20 protein-coding genes and 1 riboswitch are annotated in these 18059 nt (G+C 42.6%); of the genes, 19 read left to right on the forward strand and 1 reads right to left on the reverse strand.

Annotation, left to right across the window (positions count from 1 at the left end):
• Window positions 1–16 precede the first annotated feature (16 nt).
• Entirely contained in the window at window positions 17–163 is a 147-nt protein-coding gene (locus JV16_RS15210) for a YuzL family protein (RefSeq protein WP_009362277.1), read from the reverse strand.
• Window positions 164–310: 147 nt separating this feature from the next.
• Between JV16_RS15210 and JV16_RS08145 the strand changes: the two genes are divergently transcribed.
• The 19 genes from JV16_RS08145 (at window position 311) to sufB (ending at window position 17997) form a co-directional block, all read left to right on the forward strand.
• A complete protein-coding gene (locus tag JV16_RS08145) occupies window positions 311–2689 on the forward strand; it encodes a 3-hydroxyacyl-CoA dehydrogenase/enoyl-CoA hydratase family protein (protein ID WP_042535179.1) in 2379 nt (792 codons plus the stop codon).
• Window positions 2690–2701: 12 nt separating this feature from the next.
• Window positions 2702–3874 carry an acetyl-CoA C-acetyltransferase gene (locus tag JV16_RS08150; RefSeq protein ID WP_021093671.1) on the forward strand — a complete coding sequence of 391 codons (1173 nt, stop codon included), beginning with the start codon at window positions 2702–2704 and terminating at the stop codon, window positions 3872–3874.
• A 15-nt stretch (window positions 3875–3889) separates the two neighbouring features.
• Window positions 3890–5671, forward strand: a complete 1782-nt coding sequence (locus JV16_RS08155; RefSeq protein WP_021093670.1) for an acyl-CoA dehydrogenase family protein — start codon at window positions 3890–3892, stop codon at window positions 5669–5671.
• 72 nt (window positions 5672–5743) lie between these two features.
• Complete coding sequence (locus JV16_RS08160) at window positions 5744–6103, forward strand: arsenate reductase family protein (protein ID WP_021093669.1); 360 nt, start codon at window positions 5744–5746, stop codon at window positions 6101–6103.
• Between the two features lie 57 nt (window positions 6104–6160).
• On the forward strand, window positions 6161–6544 hold the full coding sequence (gene gcvH / locus JV16_RS08165; protein WP_021093668.1) for a glycine cleavage system protein GcvH: 384 nt from the start codon (window positions 6161–6163) through the stop codon (window positions 6542–6544).
• A gap of 42 nt (window positions 6545–6586) precedes the next feature.
• Window positions 6587–6826: a YusG family protein gene (locus tag JV16_RS08170; RefSeq protein ID WP_021093667.1), complete on the forward strand. Its 240-nt coding sequence runs from the start codon at window positions 6587–6589 to the stop codon at window positions 6824–6826.
• 97 nt (window positions 6827–6923) lie between these two features.
• The gene (locus tag JV16_RS08175) at window positions 6924–7271 is read left to right on the forward strand and encodes a ribonuclease M5 (protein ID WP_021093666.1); all 348 of its coding nucleotides are present in this window, start codon (window positions 6924–6926) and stop codon (window positions 7269–7271) included.
• 8 nt (window positions 7272–7279) lie between these two features.
• On the forward strand, window positions 7280–7549 hold the full coding sequence (locus JV16_RS08180; protein WP_035062821.1) for a thioredoxin family protein: 270 nt from the start codon (window positions 7280–7282) through the stop codon (window positions 7547–7549).
• A 129-nt stretch (window positions 7550–7678) separates the two neighbouring features.
• The gene (locus tag JV16_RS08185; protein ID WP_021093664.1) at window positions 7679–7978 is read left to right on the forward strand and encodes a hypothetical protein; all 300 of its coding nucleotides are present in this window, start codon (window positions 7679–7681) and stop codon (window positions 7976–7978) included.
• A 64-nt stretch (window positions 7979–8042) separates the two neighbouring features.
• Window positions 8043–9335, forward strand: coding sequence for an O-acetylhomoserine aminocarboxypropyltransferase/cysteine synthase family protein (locus tag JV16_RS08190; RefSeq protein ID WP_021093663.1), 1293 nt, complete (start codon window positions 8043–8045; stop codon window positions 9333–9335).
• A 184-nt stretch (window positions 9336–9519) separates the two neighbouring features.
• Window positions 9520–9625: riboswitch (SAM riboswitch) on the forward strand.
• Between the two features lie 74 nt (window positions 9626–9699).
• A complete protein-coding gene (locus JV16_RS08195; RefSeq protein WP_021093662.1) occupies window positions 9700–10728 on the forward strand; it encodes a methionine ABC transporter ATP-binding protein in 1029 nt (342 codons plus the stop codon).
• The gene (locus JV16_RS08200; protein ID WP_009362265.1) at window positions 10718–11386 is read left to right on the forward strand and encodes a methionine ABC transporter permease; all 669 of its coding nucleotides are present in this window, start codon (window positions 10718–10720) and stop codon (window positions 11384–11386) included. The genes JV16_RS08195 and JV16_RS08200 overlap by 11 nt, the downstream gene beginning before the upstream one ends.
• Window positions 11387–11403: 17 nt before the next feature.
• Entirely contained in the window at window positions 11404–12228 is an 825-nt protein-coding gene (locus tag JV16_RS08205; RefSeq protein ID WP_021093661.1) for a MetQ/NlpA family ABC transporter substrate-binding protein, read from the forward strand.
• Between the two features lie 71 nt (window positions 12229–12299).
• Window positions 12300–12644: a carboxymuconolactone decarboxylase family protein gene (locus tag JV16_RS08210; protein ID WP_021093660.1), complete on the forward strand. Its 345-nt coding sequence runs from the start codon at window positions 12300–12302 to the stop codon at window positions 12642–12644.
• A gap of 182 nt (window positions 12645–12826) precedes the next feature.
• Complete coding sequence (sufC, locus tag JV16_RS08215) at window positions 12827–13606, forward strand: Fe-S cluster assembly ATPase SufC (RefSeq protein WP_021093659.1); 780 nt, start codon at window positions 12827–12829, stop codon at window positions 13604–13606.
• Window positions 13607–13621: 15 nt separating this feature from the next.
• Window positions 13622–14926, forward strand: a complete 1305-nt coding sequence (gene sufD / locus JV16_RS08220; protein ID WP_035062819.1) for a Fe-S cluster assembly protein SufD — start codon at window positions 13622–13624, stop codon at window positions 14924–14926.
• Complete coding sequence (locus tag JV16_RS08225) at window positions 14926–16146, forward strand: cysteine desulfurase (protein WP_021093657.1); 1221 nt, start codon at window positions 14926–14928, stop codon at window positions 16144–16146. The genes sufD and JV16_RS08225 overlap by 1 nt, the downstream gene beginning before the upstream one ends.
• Window positions 16136–16576 carry a Fe-S cluster assembly sulfur transfer protein SufU gene (sufU, locus tag JV16_RS08230; RefSeq protein WP_021093656.1) on the forward strand — a complete coding sequence of 147 codons (441 nt, stop codon included), beginning with the start codon at window positions 16136–16138 and terminating at the stop codon, window positions 16574–16576. Before JV16_RS08225 ends, sufU begins: the two co-directional genes overlap by 11 nt.
• A 23-nt stretch (window positions 16577–16599) precedes the next feature.
• The gene (gene sufB / locus JV16_RS08235) at window positions 16600–17997 is read left to right on the forward strand and encodes a Fe-S cluster assembly protein SufB (protein WP_042535181.1); all 1398 of its coding nucleotides are present in this window, start codon (window positions 16600–16602) and stop codon (window positions 17995–17997) included.
• Window positions 17998–18059 lie beyond the last annotated feature (62 nt).

Here is an 18059-nt window from a genome sequence, read left to right on the forward strand (position 1 = left end):
TGGGCGCATCCCACCTTTATTCATTCCCCATATTTTCTTTTCCATATTGTTGATTTTGGCTCGTCTTTTTTCCGCCACCATCACGTTCCACTGTTGGTCCTGCATTTCCTTTTACGCTTGCAGCACTTACACCTGCTTTCGATGGGTGTTTTTTCATTTTCATCGCCATTCACCTCCTTTCGTATCATTTCCTAAATCGTTGACAAAATTCGTTACATTTATTTGTTGCGAAAATTTGAAATATAATTTATATTTAAGATAAAGGAAAAATGAATGACCATTCATTCAATCGGGATAAGGGGGAAGGAGAATGCGAATTAAAAAAGCAGCTGTTCTCGGTTCCGGTGTCATGGGATCGGGGATTGCGGCACATTTAGCAAACGTCGGCATTCCGACATTGTTGTTAGACATCGTACCGAAAGAGTTGACAGCCGAAGAAAAAGCAAAAGGGTGGACGCTTGAACATAAACAAGTACGCAATCGCATTGTCAATCAAGCGGTCGAACGTTTAATGAAGCAAAAGCCAGCACCGCTCATGTCGAAAGAAAATTTAGCGTTCATTGAAGTCGGTAACTTTGAAGACGATTTTCACCGTTTAGCAGAATGTGACTGGATTATTGAAGTCGTTGTTGAGCGGCTTGATGTGAAAAAAAGTGTGTTTGAAAAAGTGGATGAAGTAAGAAAACAAGGAAGTATTGTCAGCTCGAACACATCTGGCATTTCCATTGAAGCAATGGCGGAAGGACGCTCGGACGATTTTAAAAAGCATTTTTTAGGCACGCACTTTTTCAATCCGCCACGCTATTTAAAACTACTAGAAGTCATTCCGACAAAGCATACCGATCCATCGGTTGTTGCGTTTATGAAACAATTTGGTGAAAACGTGCTCGGAAAAGGAGTCGTTCTTGCGAAAGATACGCCAAACTTTATTGCCAATCGGATCGGAACGTACGGCTTGCTTGTCACTGTGCGCGAAATGATGAAAGGTGGCTATAGCGTAGGTGAAGTCGATTCTGTGACAGGTCCGTTAATTGGCCGCCCAAAAAGTGCAACGTTTCGCACGCTTGATGTTGTTGGGTTAGATACGTTTATTCATGTGGCCAACAATGTGTTTGAAAAAGTAGAAGGTGAAGAAAAAGAAGTATTTACTGTTCCATCTTTTATGAAAACAATGGTGGAAAAGGGGTGGCTTGGCAGCAAATCTGGTCAAGGATTTTTCTACAAGAAAGGAAAAGACATTTTTGAATTAAATTACGAAACGCTTGAGTATGAACCGACGAAAAAATTAAAGGCACCGTCTGTTGAAATGAGCAAGCAGGCAAAAGGGACAGCGAATAAATTGAAAGCGCTTGTATATGCGAACGATCGGGCAGGGCAATTGCTTTGGAACATTTTAAGTCCAACGTTATTATATTCGGCTGAGCTGCTTGGAGAAATTGCAGATGACATCGTAGCGATTGACCGTGCGATGAAATGGGGCTTTGGCTGGGAGCTCGGTCCTTTTGAAACGTGGGATGCAATCGGCGTGAAGCAGTCTGTTGAAAAAATGAAAGCCGAAGGTCGTCAAGTACCATCGTGGGTTGAAGATATGCTTGCGAGCGGACATGAAACGTTTTATAAACACGAACATGGCCGAGTATCATATTACGACCGTGGGCAATATAAACCGGTTGAAGAAAACGAAAAAGTCATCCATGTTCAGCGCTTAAAAGAACAAAAAGGGGTCATTAAGAAAAATAGTGGTGCAAGCTTGATCGACCTCGGTGACGATGTGGCGTTACTTGAGTTTCATTCACCAAACAATGCGATCGGTTTTGATATTGTTCAAATGATTAACTATGCGTTAGAAGAAGTTGACCGCAACTATAAAGGACTTGTTATCGGAAATCAAGGAAAAAACTTCTGCGTCGGTGCAAACCTTGCGATGATTTTAATGGAAGCGCAAGATGACAACTATTTTGAAATTGAAATGGTCGTTCGTCAATTCCAACAAGCGATGATGAATATTAAATATAGCCCAAAACCAGTTGTCGTGGCGCCATTTGCGATGACGCTTGGCGGCGGAACGGAAATTTGCTTGCCAGCTTCACGCATTCAAGCATCCGCTGAAACGTATATGGGACTTGTCGAAGTCGGTGTCGGTCTCATTCCGGGTGGCGGTGGAAATAAAGAGCTGTATATTAAACATTTGAGCGGCATGCCGAACGGTGTGGAATTTGATCTACAAAAAGTTGCAAATAAAGTGTTTGAAACCATTGCGATGGCGAAAGTATCAACATCTGCCGCGGAAGCGCGTGAATTGAATTTCTTAAATGCACAAGATGGCATTTCGATCAATGGCGATCATCTCATTCATGACGCAAAACAAGCGGTGTTAGCGTTATATGAGAGCGGATACAAACCACCGGTGCGCAAAAAAATTCCGGTTGTCGGGGAAACAGGCTATGCGACGTTGTTGCTTGGTGCGCAAGGAATGTATCATTCCGGCTACATCTCAGAGCACGATTTAAAAATTGCGAAAAAACTTGCTTACGTTATTGCTGGTGGCAGCGTACCGTACGGAACAGAAGTGGACGAACAATATTTGCTTGATTTAGAGCGCGAAGCATTTTTAAGCCTTGTCGGCGAGCCGAAAACACAAGCGCGCATGCAACATATGCTTGTGAAAGGGAAACCGTTAAGAAACTAAGGGGGGATTGACGTGAAAGAAGCGGTCATCGTTGCCGGAGCGCGTACGCCTGTCGGCAAAGCGAAAAAAGGGACGTTAGCTAACGTCCGACCAGATGATTTAGGGGCGATCGTTGTCAAAGAAACGTTGAAACGGGCAGGAAACTATGAAGGAAACATTGATGATCTCATTATCGGATGCGCTATGCCCGAAGCGGAACAAGGGCTAAATATAGCGCGCAACATTGGGGCGCTTGCTGGCTTGCCATATACGGTGCCAGCGATCACGATTAACCGTTATTGTTCATCTGGATTACAAGCGATTGCATATGCTGCTGAAAGAATTATGCTCGGGCACGCGGATACAATTATTGCTGGTGGGGTTGAGTCGATGAGCATGGTTCCGATGATGGGCCATGTCGTACGTCCGAACGTGAAGCTTGCAGAAAACGCGCCAGAGTATTACATGTCGATGGGGCATACTGCCGAGCAAGTAGCGATGAAGTACGGTGTGACGCGAGAAGACCAAGATGCGTTTGCCGTTCGTAGCCATCAAAGAGCAGCAAAAGCGATTGCAGAAGGAAAATTTGTCGATGAAATTGTACCAGTCGATGTGACTGTCCGTCATATTGAAAATAATAAATTAGTAGAGAAAAAGATAACATTTAGTCAAGATGAAGGGGTTCGCCCAGATACAAATATGGAGACGCTTGCGAAGTTGCGTCCTGCCTTTTCGGTAAACGGAACAGTAACGGCGGGAAACGCTTCGCAAACGAGTGACGGCGCAGCTGCGGTGATGGTCATGGATCACGAAAAAGCGAAAGCGCTCGGTTTACAACCACTCGGTAAATTTCGTTCGTTTGCAGTAGCAGGTGTTCCACCAGAAGTGATGGGCATCGGTCCGATTGCGGCGATTCCAAAAGCGCTTAAGCTTGCGGGACTTGAGCTTTCTGACATTGGCTTAATTGAATTAAATGAAGCGTTCGCCTCACAAGCGATTCAAGTCATTCGGGAACTCGGATTAGATGAAGAAAAGGTAAATGTGAACGGAGGAGCGATTGCTCTCGGTCATCCGCTCGGTTGCACCGGAGCGAAGTTAACGTTGACACTTTTACATGAAATGCGTCGTCGCAACGAACAATTTGGTATTGTCACGATGTGTATTGGTGGCGGCATGGGTGCTGCTGGCGTATTTGAATTATTATAAGAGGGGGAATAAACAATGGAAAAAGCATTACAAATTGCGCAAGGTGGTAGCTTTTTAATTGAAGATATATCGCCAAATCAAGTGTTTACACCAGAAGATTTTACAGATGAACAAAAAATGATTGCGAAAACGACAGAAGAATTTGTCGTTAATGAAGTGTTGCCACAACTTGAGCATTTAGAAAATCATGAATTTGATCGCTCAGTTGCTCTTTTAAAACAAGCAGGCGAACTTGGATTGCTCGGCGCAGATGTGCCAGAAGAATACGGCGGCTTGAGCTTAGATAAAATTAGCTCCGCATTAATTGCTGAAAAAATGGCGCGCGCTGGAGGTTTCTCTATTTCGCACGGTGCGCACGTCGGAATCGGTTCGCTTCCAATCGTCTTGTTCGGAACAGAAGAGCAAAAACAAAAATATTTACCAGCGCTTGCGACAGGCGAAAAAATTGCTGCTTATGCGTTAACTGAGCCAGGTTCTGGTTCGGATGCGCTCGGTGCAAAAACGACAGCAAAACTCAATGCGGAAGGTACGCATTACATTTTAAATGGAGAAAAGCAATGGATTACAAACGCTGGATTTGCTGATGTGTTTGTTGTGTACGCAAAAGTAGACGGTGAACACTTTACAGCATTTATCGTTGAGCGCGAATTCCCAGGCGTATCGACAGGCGCAGAAGAGAAGAAAATGGGCATTAAAAGCTCATCGACGCGCACATTAATTTTACAAGATGCCCTCGTTCCGAAAGAAAATGTACTTGGCGAAATTGGAAAAGGTCACGTCATTGCGTTTAACATTTTGAATATCGGTCGTTATAAACTCGGTGTTGGTGCTGTCGGTGGAGCAAAACGTGCGCTTGAAGTGACGATTCAATATGCAAATCAACGTCAACAGTTTAAAACGCCAATTTCGAAGTTTTCGTTAACACAAGAAAAATTAGCAACAATGGCATCGAAATTGTATGCAGCTGAAAGTTCCGTTTATCGCACAGTCGGTTTATTTGAAGCGCGCATGGGACAATTAACAGATGAACAAGCAAAAGATGGAAAAGAAACGGCAAAAGCGATCGCCGAATATGCGATTGAATGTTCGTTAAATAAAGTGTTTGCGACAGAAATGCTCGATCACATCGTAGATGAAGGCGTACAAATTCACGGTGGCTATGGTTTCATGCAAGAATACGAAATTGAGCGCATGTATCGCGATTCGCGCATTAATCGTATTTTCGAAGGAACGAACGAAATTAACCGCCTCCTTGTGCCAGGTATGTATTTGCGTAAGGCGATGAAAGGTGAATTGCCACTTTTACAAAAAGCACAACAACTGCAAGAAGAGTTAATGATGCTTATGCCTGAAGAAGTAGGCGATGGCGTGCTTGAACAAGAAAAATATCTTGTTCGCAACGCGAAAAAAATTGCTTTAATGATCGCAGGATTAGCGGCTCAAAAATTCGGTCCGAAACTTGAAAAAGAACAAGAAGTGCTTGTAAATATTGCAGATATTGTCAGCAACGTGTATGCGATGGAGTCAGCACTATTGCGTACGGAAAAAGCAATTGCGCAATCTGGGGTTGAGAAAAATAAACAAAAAGTATTGTATACACAAATTTTCTGCCAAGAGGCGTTTAACGAAATTGAAGCGCATGCGAAAGAAACGATCGTTGCTGTGGAACATGGGGACATGTTGCGCATGATGCTATCGGCGTTGCGGAAATTAACGCGCCATACGCCAATCAACGTCATTGCGAAAAAACGTGAGGCGGCAGCAACGTTAATTGAAGCAGAGCGATATGTTGTGTAATAATGGAAGTACCAGACACATCGTCTGGTACTTTCGCTTTGTTATTGTACATAAGGATGATGAGGTGAGAAAATGACGACATTTTATTGGTATCCAAAATGCGGCACATGTCGCAAGGCGAAAAAATGGCTAGATGACAACAACATTTCCGTACAAGCTGTACATATTGTAGAACAGCCCCCGTCAAAAGAGCAGTTGCGGACGTTATATGAAAAAAGTGGGCTTGATTTGAAAAAATTTTTTAATACGAGCGGCATGAAGTATCGTGAACTTGGATTAAAAGACAAATTAAAGACGATGACAGAAGAAGAAATGTTACAATTGTTGTCATCGGACGGCATGTTAATTAAGCGTCCAATCATCACAAATGGAGAGCAAGTCATTGTCGGATTTGACGAACAAAAATATCATGAAATGTTTAAATTGTCGTGAAATCGTGTCGAAAATCGTGTATGATGAAAAGGAAAACAATGTGTTGGAGGGACAACGATGAGCATTCCAAAAGAGCTGCGTTATTCACAAGAACATGAATGGGTGCGTGTCGAGGGGGATACGGTTCGCATTGGTATTACAGATTTTGCCCAATCGGAACTCGGCGATATCGTATTTGTTGAGTTGCCAGAAGTCGGCGCACAACTTACAGCAAACGAGCCATTTGGTAGTGTTGAATCAGTAAAAACAGTATCTGAACTATATGCACCGATCAGTGGCAAAGTGATAGCTGTGAATGAAGAGTTAAACGATAATCCAGAGTACGTGAATGAATCACCGTATGATAAAGCGTGGATGATCGTCATCGAGCCAAGCGATATGAGCGAAGTAGACAACCTACTAACTGCTGAACAATACGAACAAATGATTAATCAAGACTAAAAAACAAATCGCAGGGCACCCTACAACACAGGGGTGTCTTTTTTGTTGAAACAAAAAACAATTGATATTACAAACGATGTTGTTGGGAAATTAAATAAGCATGGAAGTTTTCAGCTGTTTTATGACAACGAATGTGTTGGAGAGTTTGCTCAGGAAACGAACGAATTCAAGCTGAAAAGCGGATATGTAGAACAACAAGGGCGCATTTTGAAAACGGTGACAGTTACTGAACATCCAGATGCGAAATATGTGGATTGCGACACAGAAGGTGGTTGGTGTTAAGGACAGTGGCATCGCTGTCCTTTTCGATTTCATAAAAGGAGAAAAAGTGAACGACAACGAATATAATATACATAAATGAATGTGCAAGGTGATGACGATGGCGATCATTGAAGTGGAAAAAGTGATTATTGTCGAGGGGCGGTCAGATAAAAGAAAGATCGAGAGCATTATTAGTGAGCCAGTAGAAATTATATGCACAAACGGAACGCTCGGTACCGCCAAACTTGATGAATTAATCGAAGCTTTGTATGATAAAGATGTGTACATTTTAGTTGACTCTGATGAGGCGGGAGAAAAATTGCGTCGCCAACTTCGCCGTGAGTTTCCGGAAGCTGAGCATTTATATATTGATAAAATGTATCGTGAAGTTGCAGCTGCTCCGAAACATCATATTGCGGTCGTATTATTAAGCGCAAATATCGATGTACACGCACAATATTTGTAGAAAGTTGTGTGATGATTGTGAAGGTCGTTTATATGTACACGCCATTATGTGGCACATGCCAAGTGGCAAGCCGTATGGTTGATGTGCTTGAACAGTTATTGCCAACTGTCACGTTTGAGCGTCAAGACTTAAATTATGTGCCTGACAAAGCGATCGAATGGCATATTGAAAGCGTTCCATGCTTACTTATTTTTAAACGTGGTAAACTCGTGAAAAAAATATACGCCTTTCATTCCGTTCCACATGTATATGAAACGTTGCGAAAGCTGGCTGAATAAGCCAGCTTTCGACATATTTCTTGGGAAATTGACGAGGAAGGAAGACATTTGTCGAGCAGTTATAGAAGGAACTCACCGTCTTCGTATGGAAACAATGAATACGACAATACATGGGACGGGGGCGGTTGTATGAATATGTTAACACCAATTTTACCAAATGACGGTTTATATATTCAATTGCAATGGGAAAGCGGGCAAATTTTATTAAGCATATCAAAAGAAGGAATTCAACGCGTTGAAAAAGCGAACGAGGATCGGGTCATATCGATTCGTGGTTCCGCACAGGCCATTATGTCACTACTACAAGGATCGTTAAAACTTCAGCAACAACTTCGCTTAAACGAATTGTCCGTCACAGCATCGTTTCGCCACATTTTATTATTAGAGTCAGTTTTCTTTCTTGCTAAACCGTACGATCTTGTTCATTGACGAGCAGTTTTTATCGTGTTAAAATTCAAAATATTCAACAATTATTCGTTCAGGGGGAGAAATGATGAAATTTGAAACGATTGCTGTACACGGGGGACTACAAACCGATCCGATAACGAAAGCGCGTGCGGTACCGATTTATCAGTCAAATGCGTATTTGTTTGATAGCACAGAGCATGCGGCAAACTTATTTGCATTAAAAGAAGCAGGATACATTTACACGCGCATTCATAATCCGACGGTGACCGTATTTGAAGAGCGAGTAGCAAAGCTTGAAGGTGGTGTAGGGGCTTTAGCAGTGGCGAGCGGCATGGCGGCGATTACGATGGCCATTTTAAACGTCGCTCAAGCAGGAGATGATATTGTGTCTGCTTCCACGCTGTATGGAGGGACGTACAATTTGTTTGCAAATACGTTACCGAAATACGGCATTACAACTCATTTTGTCGATCCAGCTAACCCAGAAAATTTCCGCGCTGCAATTACACCGAAAACGAAAGCTATTTTTGCGGAAACGATCGGCAATCCGAGTTTGCATGTGTTAGATATTGAGGCGGTTGCAAACATTGCCCACGAAGCAGGTGTCCCGCTCATTATCGATAATACGTTTGCGACGCCGTATCTTTGCCGTCCGATTGAACATGGAGCAGACATTGTCGTTCATTCTGCGACGAAATGGTTGCTTGGCAACGGGACGACGCTAGGAGGCATCATTGTCGACGGTGGAAAGTTTGACTGGAACTCGCCAAAGTTTCCAGCGTTTACGACACCAGATCCGAGCTATCATAACCTTATCTATGCAGACATCGGAGCGGCAGCGTATATTGTGAAAGCACGTGTGCAGTTGTTACGTGATTTAGGACCAGCCATTAGCCCGTTCAACGCCTTTCAATTTAATTTAGGGCTTGAAACGTTGCACGTGCGCATGAAAGAACATATTGAAAACACAAGAAAAATTGTTGCATATTTAGATAATCATCCAGCTGTCCGTTGGGTGTTGTATCCTGAACATGACAACCATCCAGCGAAAGAGCTAGCGAAAAAATATATGCCAAAAGGGGCAGGAGCAGTCGTCGTTTTTGGCATTCAAGGGGGAAGGGAAGCAGGAGCTGCACTTATTAACAATGTGAAGCTTTGGTCGCATGTGGCAAACGTTGGCGATGCAAAAAGTTTAATTATTCATCCGGCAAGCACAACGCATCAACAACTAAGCACAGAAGATTTACAAGCATCTGGTGTAACAGAAGATATGATTCGTTTATCGGTCGGCATCGAAAATGTGGATGATTTAATCGAAGACTTAGAACAAGCGATCGAAGCGGCGACAGGCGTTCGGTCGATGTATTCGCGGGTGTAACGTGCTAGCTATATAAAGTTAGCACGTTTTCTTATTTACATCAAAAAAATTTTTATTATTTTTTAAAAAAATTTTTATTATTTTTTATTGACATCGTCCTTTTTTCGATGATATACTCACATTCGTAGTTCAACATCATTCTTGAATACATTAAAACGTTAACTGAATAAAGCGTTTAAAAGCGCTCTTATCAAGAGAGGTGGAGGGATGTGCCCGATGAAACCCGGCAACCGTCAGCGCTGCTGAAATGGTGCCAATTCACACAAAGCGTTTGCTTTGAGAGATAAGAGACAGAATGGACGATAACGCCTTTCTGTTCTCTTGAACAGAAAGGCTTTTTTCATGGAAGGAAGGTGACAGCGACGTGATTACTTTATCAAATGTAACGAAAGTATACAAAGCAGCAAGCGGAAATGTGACTGCGGTCGATCATGTAAACTTGCATATTGCAGAAGGAGAAATTTTCGGCATCATCGGTTATAGCGGAGCGGGAAAAAGTTCGCTTATTCGATTGTTAAATGGACTAGAAAAGCCGACAAGCGGTGAAGTCATTGTCGATGGAAAAGATATGGGGAAAATTAGTGGGAAACAATTACGACAAGCTCGTCAGCAAATCGGGATGATTTTCCAACATTTCAACTTACTTTGGTCGCGAACGGTGTGTGAAAATATTGCTTTCCCGTTAGAAATTGCGGGTGTGCCGAAAGAGGAACGGATGAAGCGTGTCGATGAGCTCATTCAACTCGTCGGCTTGCAAGGAAGAGAAAATGCATACCCGTCGCAATTGAGCGGAGGGCAAAAACAGCGCGTCGGCATTGCGCGTGCGTTAGCGAACAACCCGAAAGTGTTGCTATGTGATGAAGCGACGTCAGCGCTTGACCCACAAACGACGGACTCCATTTTAGATTTGCTCGTCGATATTAATAAACGTCTCGATTTAACGATCGTGTTAATTACACACGAAATGCATGTCATTCGTAAAATTTGCGATCGCGTAGCGGTCATGGAAAACGGAAAAATTGTTGAAATGGGCGAAGTGCTTCATGTATTCCGTAAGCCACAGCAACCGATTACGAAACGATTTGTCCAACAAGTGACGGAGCCGGAGGAAACGAAAGAAGCGATGTTGCATCTTCTTGAACGATATCCAAACGGCAAAGTTGTTCAACTTACATTCGTCGGCGAAGCGGCTGAGCAACCGCTCATCACGCAACTTATTCGCCATTTTGATTTAAACGTGAATATTTTACAAGGCAAAATTTCACAAACGCATCATGGCTCATATGGAGTGTTGTTCATTCATTTAGACGGTGCGAATGAAGAAGTTGAGCGAGCGCTCGCTTTTATTCGCCAGCAAGAAGTGGAAGCGGAGGTGTTGGCGAATGTGGAATGAACTATTCCCGAACGTCGTTTGGGATAAAATATGGGCGGCGACGATGGAAACATTGTATATGACAGCTATCTCTGTTATAGCAACATTTGTGCTTGGCATTTTACTTGGTTTATTGCTGTTTTTAACGTCTAAGGGAAACATATGGGAAAATCGTCTCGTTAACGGTGCCATTGCGTCGTTCGTCAACATTTTCCGCTCGATTCCGTTTATTATTTTAATTATTTTGCTTATTCCGTTTACAAAACTTGTCGTTGGCACGATTCTTGGAGCAAACGCTGCGTTGCCAGCACTCATTATCGGTGCCGCACCGTTTTATGCGCGCATGGTGGAAATTGCGCTTCGTGAAATCGATAAAGGTGTCATTGAAGCAGCAAAAGCGATGGGTGCGACGACATCGACAATTATTTGGAAAGTGCTCCTCCCAGAAGCGCTTCCAGCACTTGTATCTGGAATTACAGTGACGGCGATTGCGCTCGTCGGATATACAGCGATGGCAGGAGTTGTTGGCGCTGGAGGGCTCGGAAATTTAGCGTATTTAGAAGGGTTCCAACGCAACAATAACGATGTTACGTTTGTTGCAACAGTGCTCATTTTAGTCATTGTCTTTATTATTCAGTTTATTGGTGACTTTGTCACTTCTAAAATAGATAAACGATAAAAAGGAGGAAGAAACAAATGAAAAAATGGATCTCTTTACTTGTTGCTGCAATTGTTGTTTTAGCGCTTGCTGCTTGCGGAAAAAGCGAAAGTGCGGAAGAAAAAACGAATAAACTTGTCGTTGGTGCATCAAACGTACCACATGCGGAAATTTTAGAACAAGCAAAACCGATTTTAAAAGAAAAAGGGATTGAATTAGAAATCGTGACGTTCCAAGATTATGTATTGCCGAATAAAGCGTTAGCTGATAAAGAGTTAGATGCAAACTATTTCCAACACATTCCTTACTTAGAAGCACAAATGAAAGAACATGGTTATGATTTTGTTAATGCTGGCGGTATTCATATTGAACCAATCGGCGTATACTCTAAAAAATATAAAAGCCTTGAAGAACTACCGAACGGGGCAAAAATTATTATGAGCAACTCTGTTGCAGACCACGGTCGCATTTTATCGATGCTTGAAGAAAAAGGTTTAATTAAATTAAAAGATGGTGTTGATAAAACGAAAGCGACAGTTGATGATATTGTTGAAAATCCGAAAAACTTAGTGTTTGAAGCAGATGTCGAAGCCGGTTTACTTCCTCAAGTATATAAAAATGACGAGGGAGATGCGGTATTAATTAACGCTAACTATGCGTTAGATGCTGGCTTAGACCCAGCGAAAGATCCAATTGCGGTAGAGTCACCAGAAAACAATCCATATGTTAACATTATTGCGGTTCGTAAAGGTGACGAAACACGTAAAGAAATTCAAACGCTCGTTGAAGTGTTGCAATCAAAAGACATTCAAGACTTCATTTTAGAAAAGTATAACGGTGCAGTCATTCCAGCGACAAAATAAGGATGTCCATTCGGGCATCCTTTTATATTTTTCGGAAAACGACACATGATAAAAAGGAAGGAGGAGTGATTATGTCGATGGAACAATTTTTACACGAATATAAACAAGGGCTAGGAACGTTTACACAACAAATGCCGAAGGTTGGGCAAACGTTTAATGCGTTTACAGAGGCGTGTTTTGCGCAAGGGGCGTTGTCGAAAAAAGAAAAGCAATTGATCGCATTAGGCATTAGTGTTGCTAAACAAGATGAATATTGTACGATTTATCATACGAAAGGATGCATCGATGAAGGAGCGACAGAAGAACAAATATTTGAAGCATGTGCGGTTGCTGCTGCGTTAGCTGGCGGGACGACAATGAGCCAAGCAGTCACGCTCGTTCGCCAATGTATTGATGAATTTACTCGCACGCATTAAAAGGATAGGGCTCTCCTATCCTTTTTTACATATGTGATAAAGTAAACAAACTTTCTAAACAAAAAAGTATCAAAATGCTTGCAATAAGGTTGCTAATACTTTTCATCTGTTATAAAATTGTAATGAGAATAAAATGAGAATTACGTTTTTATGAACATAAGCGAAACTGGAGGTATTTTTTTATGGCAACATTAACGATTAAAGATCTTCACGTTGCAATTGATGGAAAAGAAATTTTAAGAGGGGTCAACCTTGAAATTAAAGGTGGCGAGTTTCATGCCATCATGGGACCAAACGGAACGGGAAAGTCGACATTATCTGCCGCAATCATGGGCCATCCAAAATATGAAGTGACAAAAGGAAGCATTACATTAGATGGGCAAGACGTATTAGAAATGGAAGTAGACGAACGTGCTCGCGCAGGTCTTTTTTTAGCGATGCAATATCCGAGCGAAATTAGTGGTGTGACAAACGCTGACTTCCTTCGTTCAGCCATTAACGCACGTCGCGGAGAAGGAAATGAAATTTCATTAATGAAATTCATTCGTCAATTAGATGAAAAAATGGCGTTTTTAGAAATGAATCCAGATATGGCGCATCGTTATTTAAACGAAGGATTTTCAGGTGGAGAAAAAAAGCGGAATGAAATTTTACAATTAATGATGTTGCAGCCGAAAATTGCAATTTTAGACGAAATTGACTCAGGTCTTGACATCGATGCATTAAAAGTTGTTGCAAAAGGTGTAAATGAGATGCGCAACAGCGAATTTGGCTGTTTAATTATTACCCACTATCAGCGCCTATTAAACTACATCACACCAGATTATGTGCATGTTATGATGCAAGGACGCATCGTGAAATCAGGCGGTCCAGAATTGGCGCAACGTCTTGAAGCTGAAGGATATGACTGGATTAAAAAAGAGCTAGGCATTGAAGATGAAGTCGTTGAGCAAGAAGCGTAAGCGTTAGGAGGATTTATGATGATTGAGACGAAACTACCATTCGACCAACAGTATGTGCGCTCTTTTTCCGAAGGGCGTGGAGAACCGGACTGGCTTTTAAACGTTCGCTTACAAGCTCTTGCACAAGCGGAACAACTTCCTTTACCGAAGCCAGATAAAACGAAAATCGATCGTTGGAACTTTACACAATTTTCTACTCATCTCGTTGAAAGCGCTCCGCTTTCTTCTTTAGAAGAGTTGCCAGAGCAAGTGAAAGTGCTTATTGATATCGATGAACAACAAAAAAACGTATATGTGCAACGCGACCATACATGTGCATACGTATCGCTTGCGGATGAGTTGAAAGAAAAAGGCGTCATTTTTACTGATTTAGCGACAGCTGTTCGCGAGCATAGCGATCTTGTGCAAAAATATTTTATGGACGGTGTGAAAGTAAATGAGCATCGTTTGACAGCGCTTCATGCTGCCCTTGTAAACAGCGGGGTGTTTGTATACGTGCCGAAGCATGTACAAATTGACGTGCCGTTGCAAGCGGTGTACGTGCATGAAAAAGCGGAAGCGTTGTTTAATCACGTCATTATTGTTGCGGATGTGGGCAGTAAAGTAACGTATGTGGAAAACTACATTTCAACATGTGAACGTTCGGAAGCGATCGTCAACATCGTTACAGAAGTGTTTGCACGAGATGATGCGCAAGTGTTTTTCGGTGCGGTAGACAATTTGGCAAAGGGAACGACTGTCTATGTCAACCGCCGCGGTGTGACAGGGCGTCATGCGCGCATCGAATGGGCGCTCGGTTTAATGAACGACGGAAATACGATTTCAGAAAACATTACCCGCTTAATCGGTGATGGATCAGTCGGCGATACGAAGACAGTCGTTGTGAGTCGCGGTGAGCAAGTGCAAAACTTTACGACGAGCGTCATTCATTACGGAAAACATACAGAAGGATACATTTTAAAACACGGCGTTGTTAAAGATGAAGCGACATCGATTTTTAATGGCATTGGTAAAATTGAGCACGGGGCATCGAAATCGAATGCGGAACAAGAATCGCGTGTACTTATGTTAAGTCCAAAAGGACGCGGAGATGCGAATCCGATTTTATTAATTGACGAAGATGACGTGACAGCAGGCCATGCGGCATCGGTCGGTCGCGTGGACCCAACGCAATTATACTATTTAATGAGCCGCGGTATTCCGAAAACGGAAGCAGAGCGATTAATTATTCACGGCTTTTTAGCACCAGTTGTTAATGAAATTCCAATTGAGCGTGTGAAAAAACAATTAATTGAAGTGATCGAAAGGAAAGTTAAGTGATGAACGTAAAAGAACTTCGTCAACTATTCCCGATTTTAGATCAACAAGTCAATGGCAAACCGCTCGTTTATTTAGATAGCGCGGCAACATCGCAAAAGCCGTTGCCGGTTATTGAAGCGATTGACAATTACTATCGCCAATACAATTCGAACGTTCATCGCGGTGTGCATACGCTTGGCACAAAGGCGACTGATGCCTACGAAGGGGCGCGCGACAAAGTGCGCCGCTTCATCGGTGCTGCCTCAACGGAAGAAATTATTTTTACACGCGGGACGACAACGGCGATTAACTTAGTGGCGGCAAGCTATGGTCGAGCTCATGTGCGTGAAGGCGATGAAATCGTTATTACGTACATGGAACACCATAGCAACATTATCCCTTGGCAACAAGTTGCGAAACAAACAGGGGCAACGTTAAAGTACATTCCGCTACAACCAGATGGCACAATTCGATTAGAAGATGTCGAACAAACGGTGACACCGAATACGAAAATTGTAGCTGTCATGCACGTATCCAACGTGCTCGGTACAATCAACCCAGTAAAAGAAATTGCCCGAATTGCTCATAAGCACGGTGCGGTTGTTGTTGTTGATGGAGCGCAAAGCACACCGCACATGAAAGTAAACGTGCAAGACATCGATTGTGACTTTTATGCGTTTTCAGGTCATAAAATGTGCGGTCCGACAGGTATCGGTGTATTATACGGCAAAAAACGTTTGCTTGAGCAAATGGAACCTGTTGAGTTTGGTGGGGAAATGATTGATTTTGTCGGTCTGTACGAGTCAACATGGAAAGAGCTTCCGTGGAAGTTTGAAGGTGGTACACCAATTATCGCTGGAGCCATCGGGTTAGGAGCTGCGATTGATTTTCTTGAGCAAGTCGGTTTAGATCATATCGCTGAGCACGAACATCGTTTGGCGCAATATGCGCTTGAACAGCTCGCGACGATTGAAGGATTAACGATTTACGGTCCGAAAGAACGGGCAGGCCTTGTGACATTCAATATTGAAGATGTGCATCCGCATGATGTAGCAACGGTTTTAGATGCGGAAGGTATTGCTGTTCGTGCTGGTCATCATTGTGCGCAGCCGCTTATGAAATGGCTAAACGTGACAGCAACCGCACGCGCAAGCTTTTATTTATACAATACAGAAGAAGAGATTGACGCACTCGTTTCAGCATTAAAGAAAACGAAGGAGTATTTCAGCTATGTCTTTTAATAGCCATTTAGATACGTTGTATCGGCAAGTGATTATGGATCATTATAAAAACCCACGAAATCGCGGGGTATTAGAAGGGGAACACGTCGATATAAATATGAACAACCCGACGTGTGGCGATCGTATTCATTTAACGTTAAAAGTAGAAGACGGAAAAATTGTCGATGCAAAATTTGAAGGAGAAGGTTGTTCTATTTCGATGTCCTCTGCATCGATGATGACAGAGGCGATTAAAGGGAAAACGATCGAAGAAGCGCTGAAGCTATCGACGATTTTTTCCGACATGATGCAAGGGAAAGATTATGACGATTCAATCGATTTAGGAGATATTGAAGCGCTTCAAGGCGTATCGAAATTTCCTGCACGCATTAAATGTGCAACGTTAGCTTGGAAAGCGATGGAGAAAGGGTTGCACGGGCAACAAGGGTAGTCATAAAAAAGGAGGCGAACGGAATGGCGAAAAAAATTCCAGAAATCGGTGAATATAAGTACGGTTTCGCCGATAAAGACGTATCTGTTTTCCGCGCTGAGCGCGGATTAACGCGCGAAATTGTAGAAGAAATTTCGCGAATGAAAAATGAACCACAATGGATGCTTGAATTTCGTTTGAAAGCGTTAGATATTTTTTACAGCATGCCCATGCCGCAATGGGGTGGCGATTTATCGAGTTTAGATTTTGATGAAATTACGTATTACGTTAAACCATCAGAAAAATCTGGACGTTCATGGGATGAAGTGCCAGAAGAAATTAAAGCAACGTTTGATAAGCTCGGTATTCCAGAGGCGGAACAAAAATATTTAGCAGGGGTATCTGCACAGTACGAATCGGAAGTTGTATACCATAACATGAAAGAAGATCTTGAGAAATTAGGGGTCATTTTTAAAGATACAGACTCGGCGTTAAAAGAAAATGAAGATTTGTTCCGCGAGCATTGGGCAAAAGTCGTTCCGCCGACAGATAATAAATTTGCGGCACTAAACTCAGCCGTTTGGTCGGGTGGCTCATTTATTTACGTTCCAAAAGGTGTAAAAGTTGATACGCCGTTGCAAGCGTATTTCCGTATTAACTCTGAAAATATGGGACAATTTGAACGGACGTTAATTATCGTCGATGAAGGGGCGCATGTTCATTACGTCGAAGGCTGTACGGCGCCTGTATATACGACAAACTCGCTTCATAGTGCAGTCGTTGAAATTATCGTGAAAAAAGGAGCGTATTGCCGTTATACGACGATTCAAAACTGGGCGAACAACGTCTTTAACCTTGTGACAAAGCGCGCGGTTTGTGAAGAAAACGCAACGATGGAATGGATCGACGGAAACATTGGGTCGAAATTAACGATGAAATATCCAGCGGTCGTTTTAAAAGGAGAAGGTGCACGTGGATTGACCCTTTCGATCGCGATTGCTGGCAAAGGGCAACATCAAGATGCTGGTGCGAAAATGATTCATTTAGCACCAAACACGTCATCAACGATCGTATCCAAATCCATTTCAAAACAAGGCGGAAAAGTCACATATCGCGGTATCGTTCATTTCGGCCGAAAAGCGGACGGTTCTCGTTCAAATATTGAGTGTGATACGCTCATTATGGATAATCAATCGACATCCGATACGATTCCGTATAACGAAATTTTAAACGACAACGTTTCGCTTGAACATGAAGCAAAAGTATCGAAAGTATCGGAAGAACAACTATTTTATTTAATGAGCCGCGGCATTTCCGAACAAGAAGCGACAGAAATGATCGTGATGGGCTTTATCGAGCCGTTTACAAGAGAACTGCCGATGGAATATGCGGTTGAAATGAACCGTCTCATTAAATTCGAAATGGAAGGTAGTATTGGATAACAAATAGCTGATGATCTGCGCCATGCAGATCATCGGCTTTTTTTGTATGTTGTGGTAAGATG

The sequence above is a fragment of the Anoxybacillus ayderensis genome (assembly GCF_000833605.1).
Lineage (GTDB): Bacteria > Bacillota > Bacilli > Bacillales > Anoxybacillaceae > Anoxybacillus > Anoxybacillus ayderensis.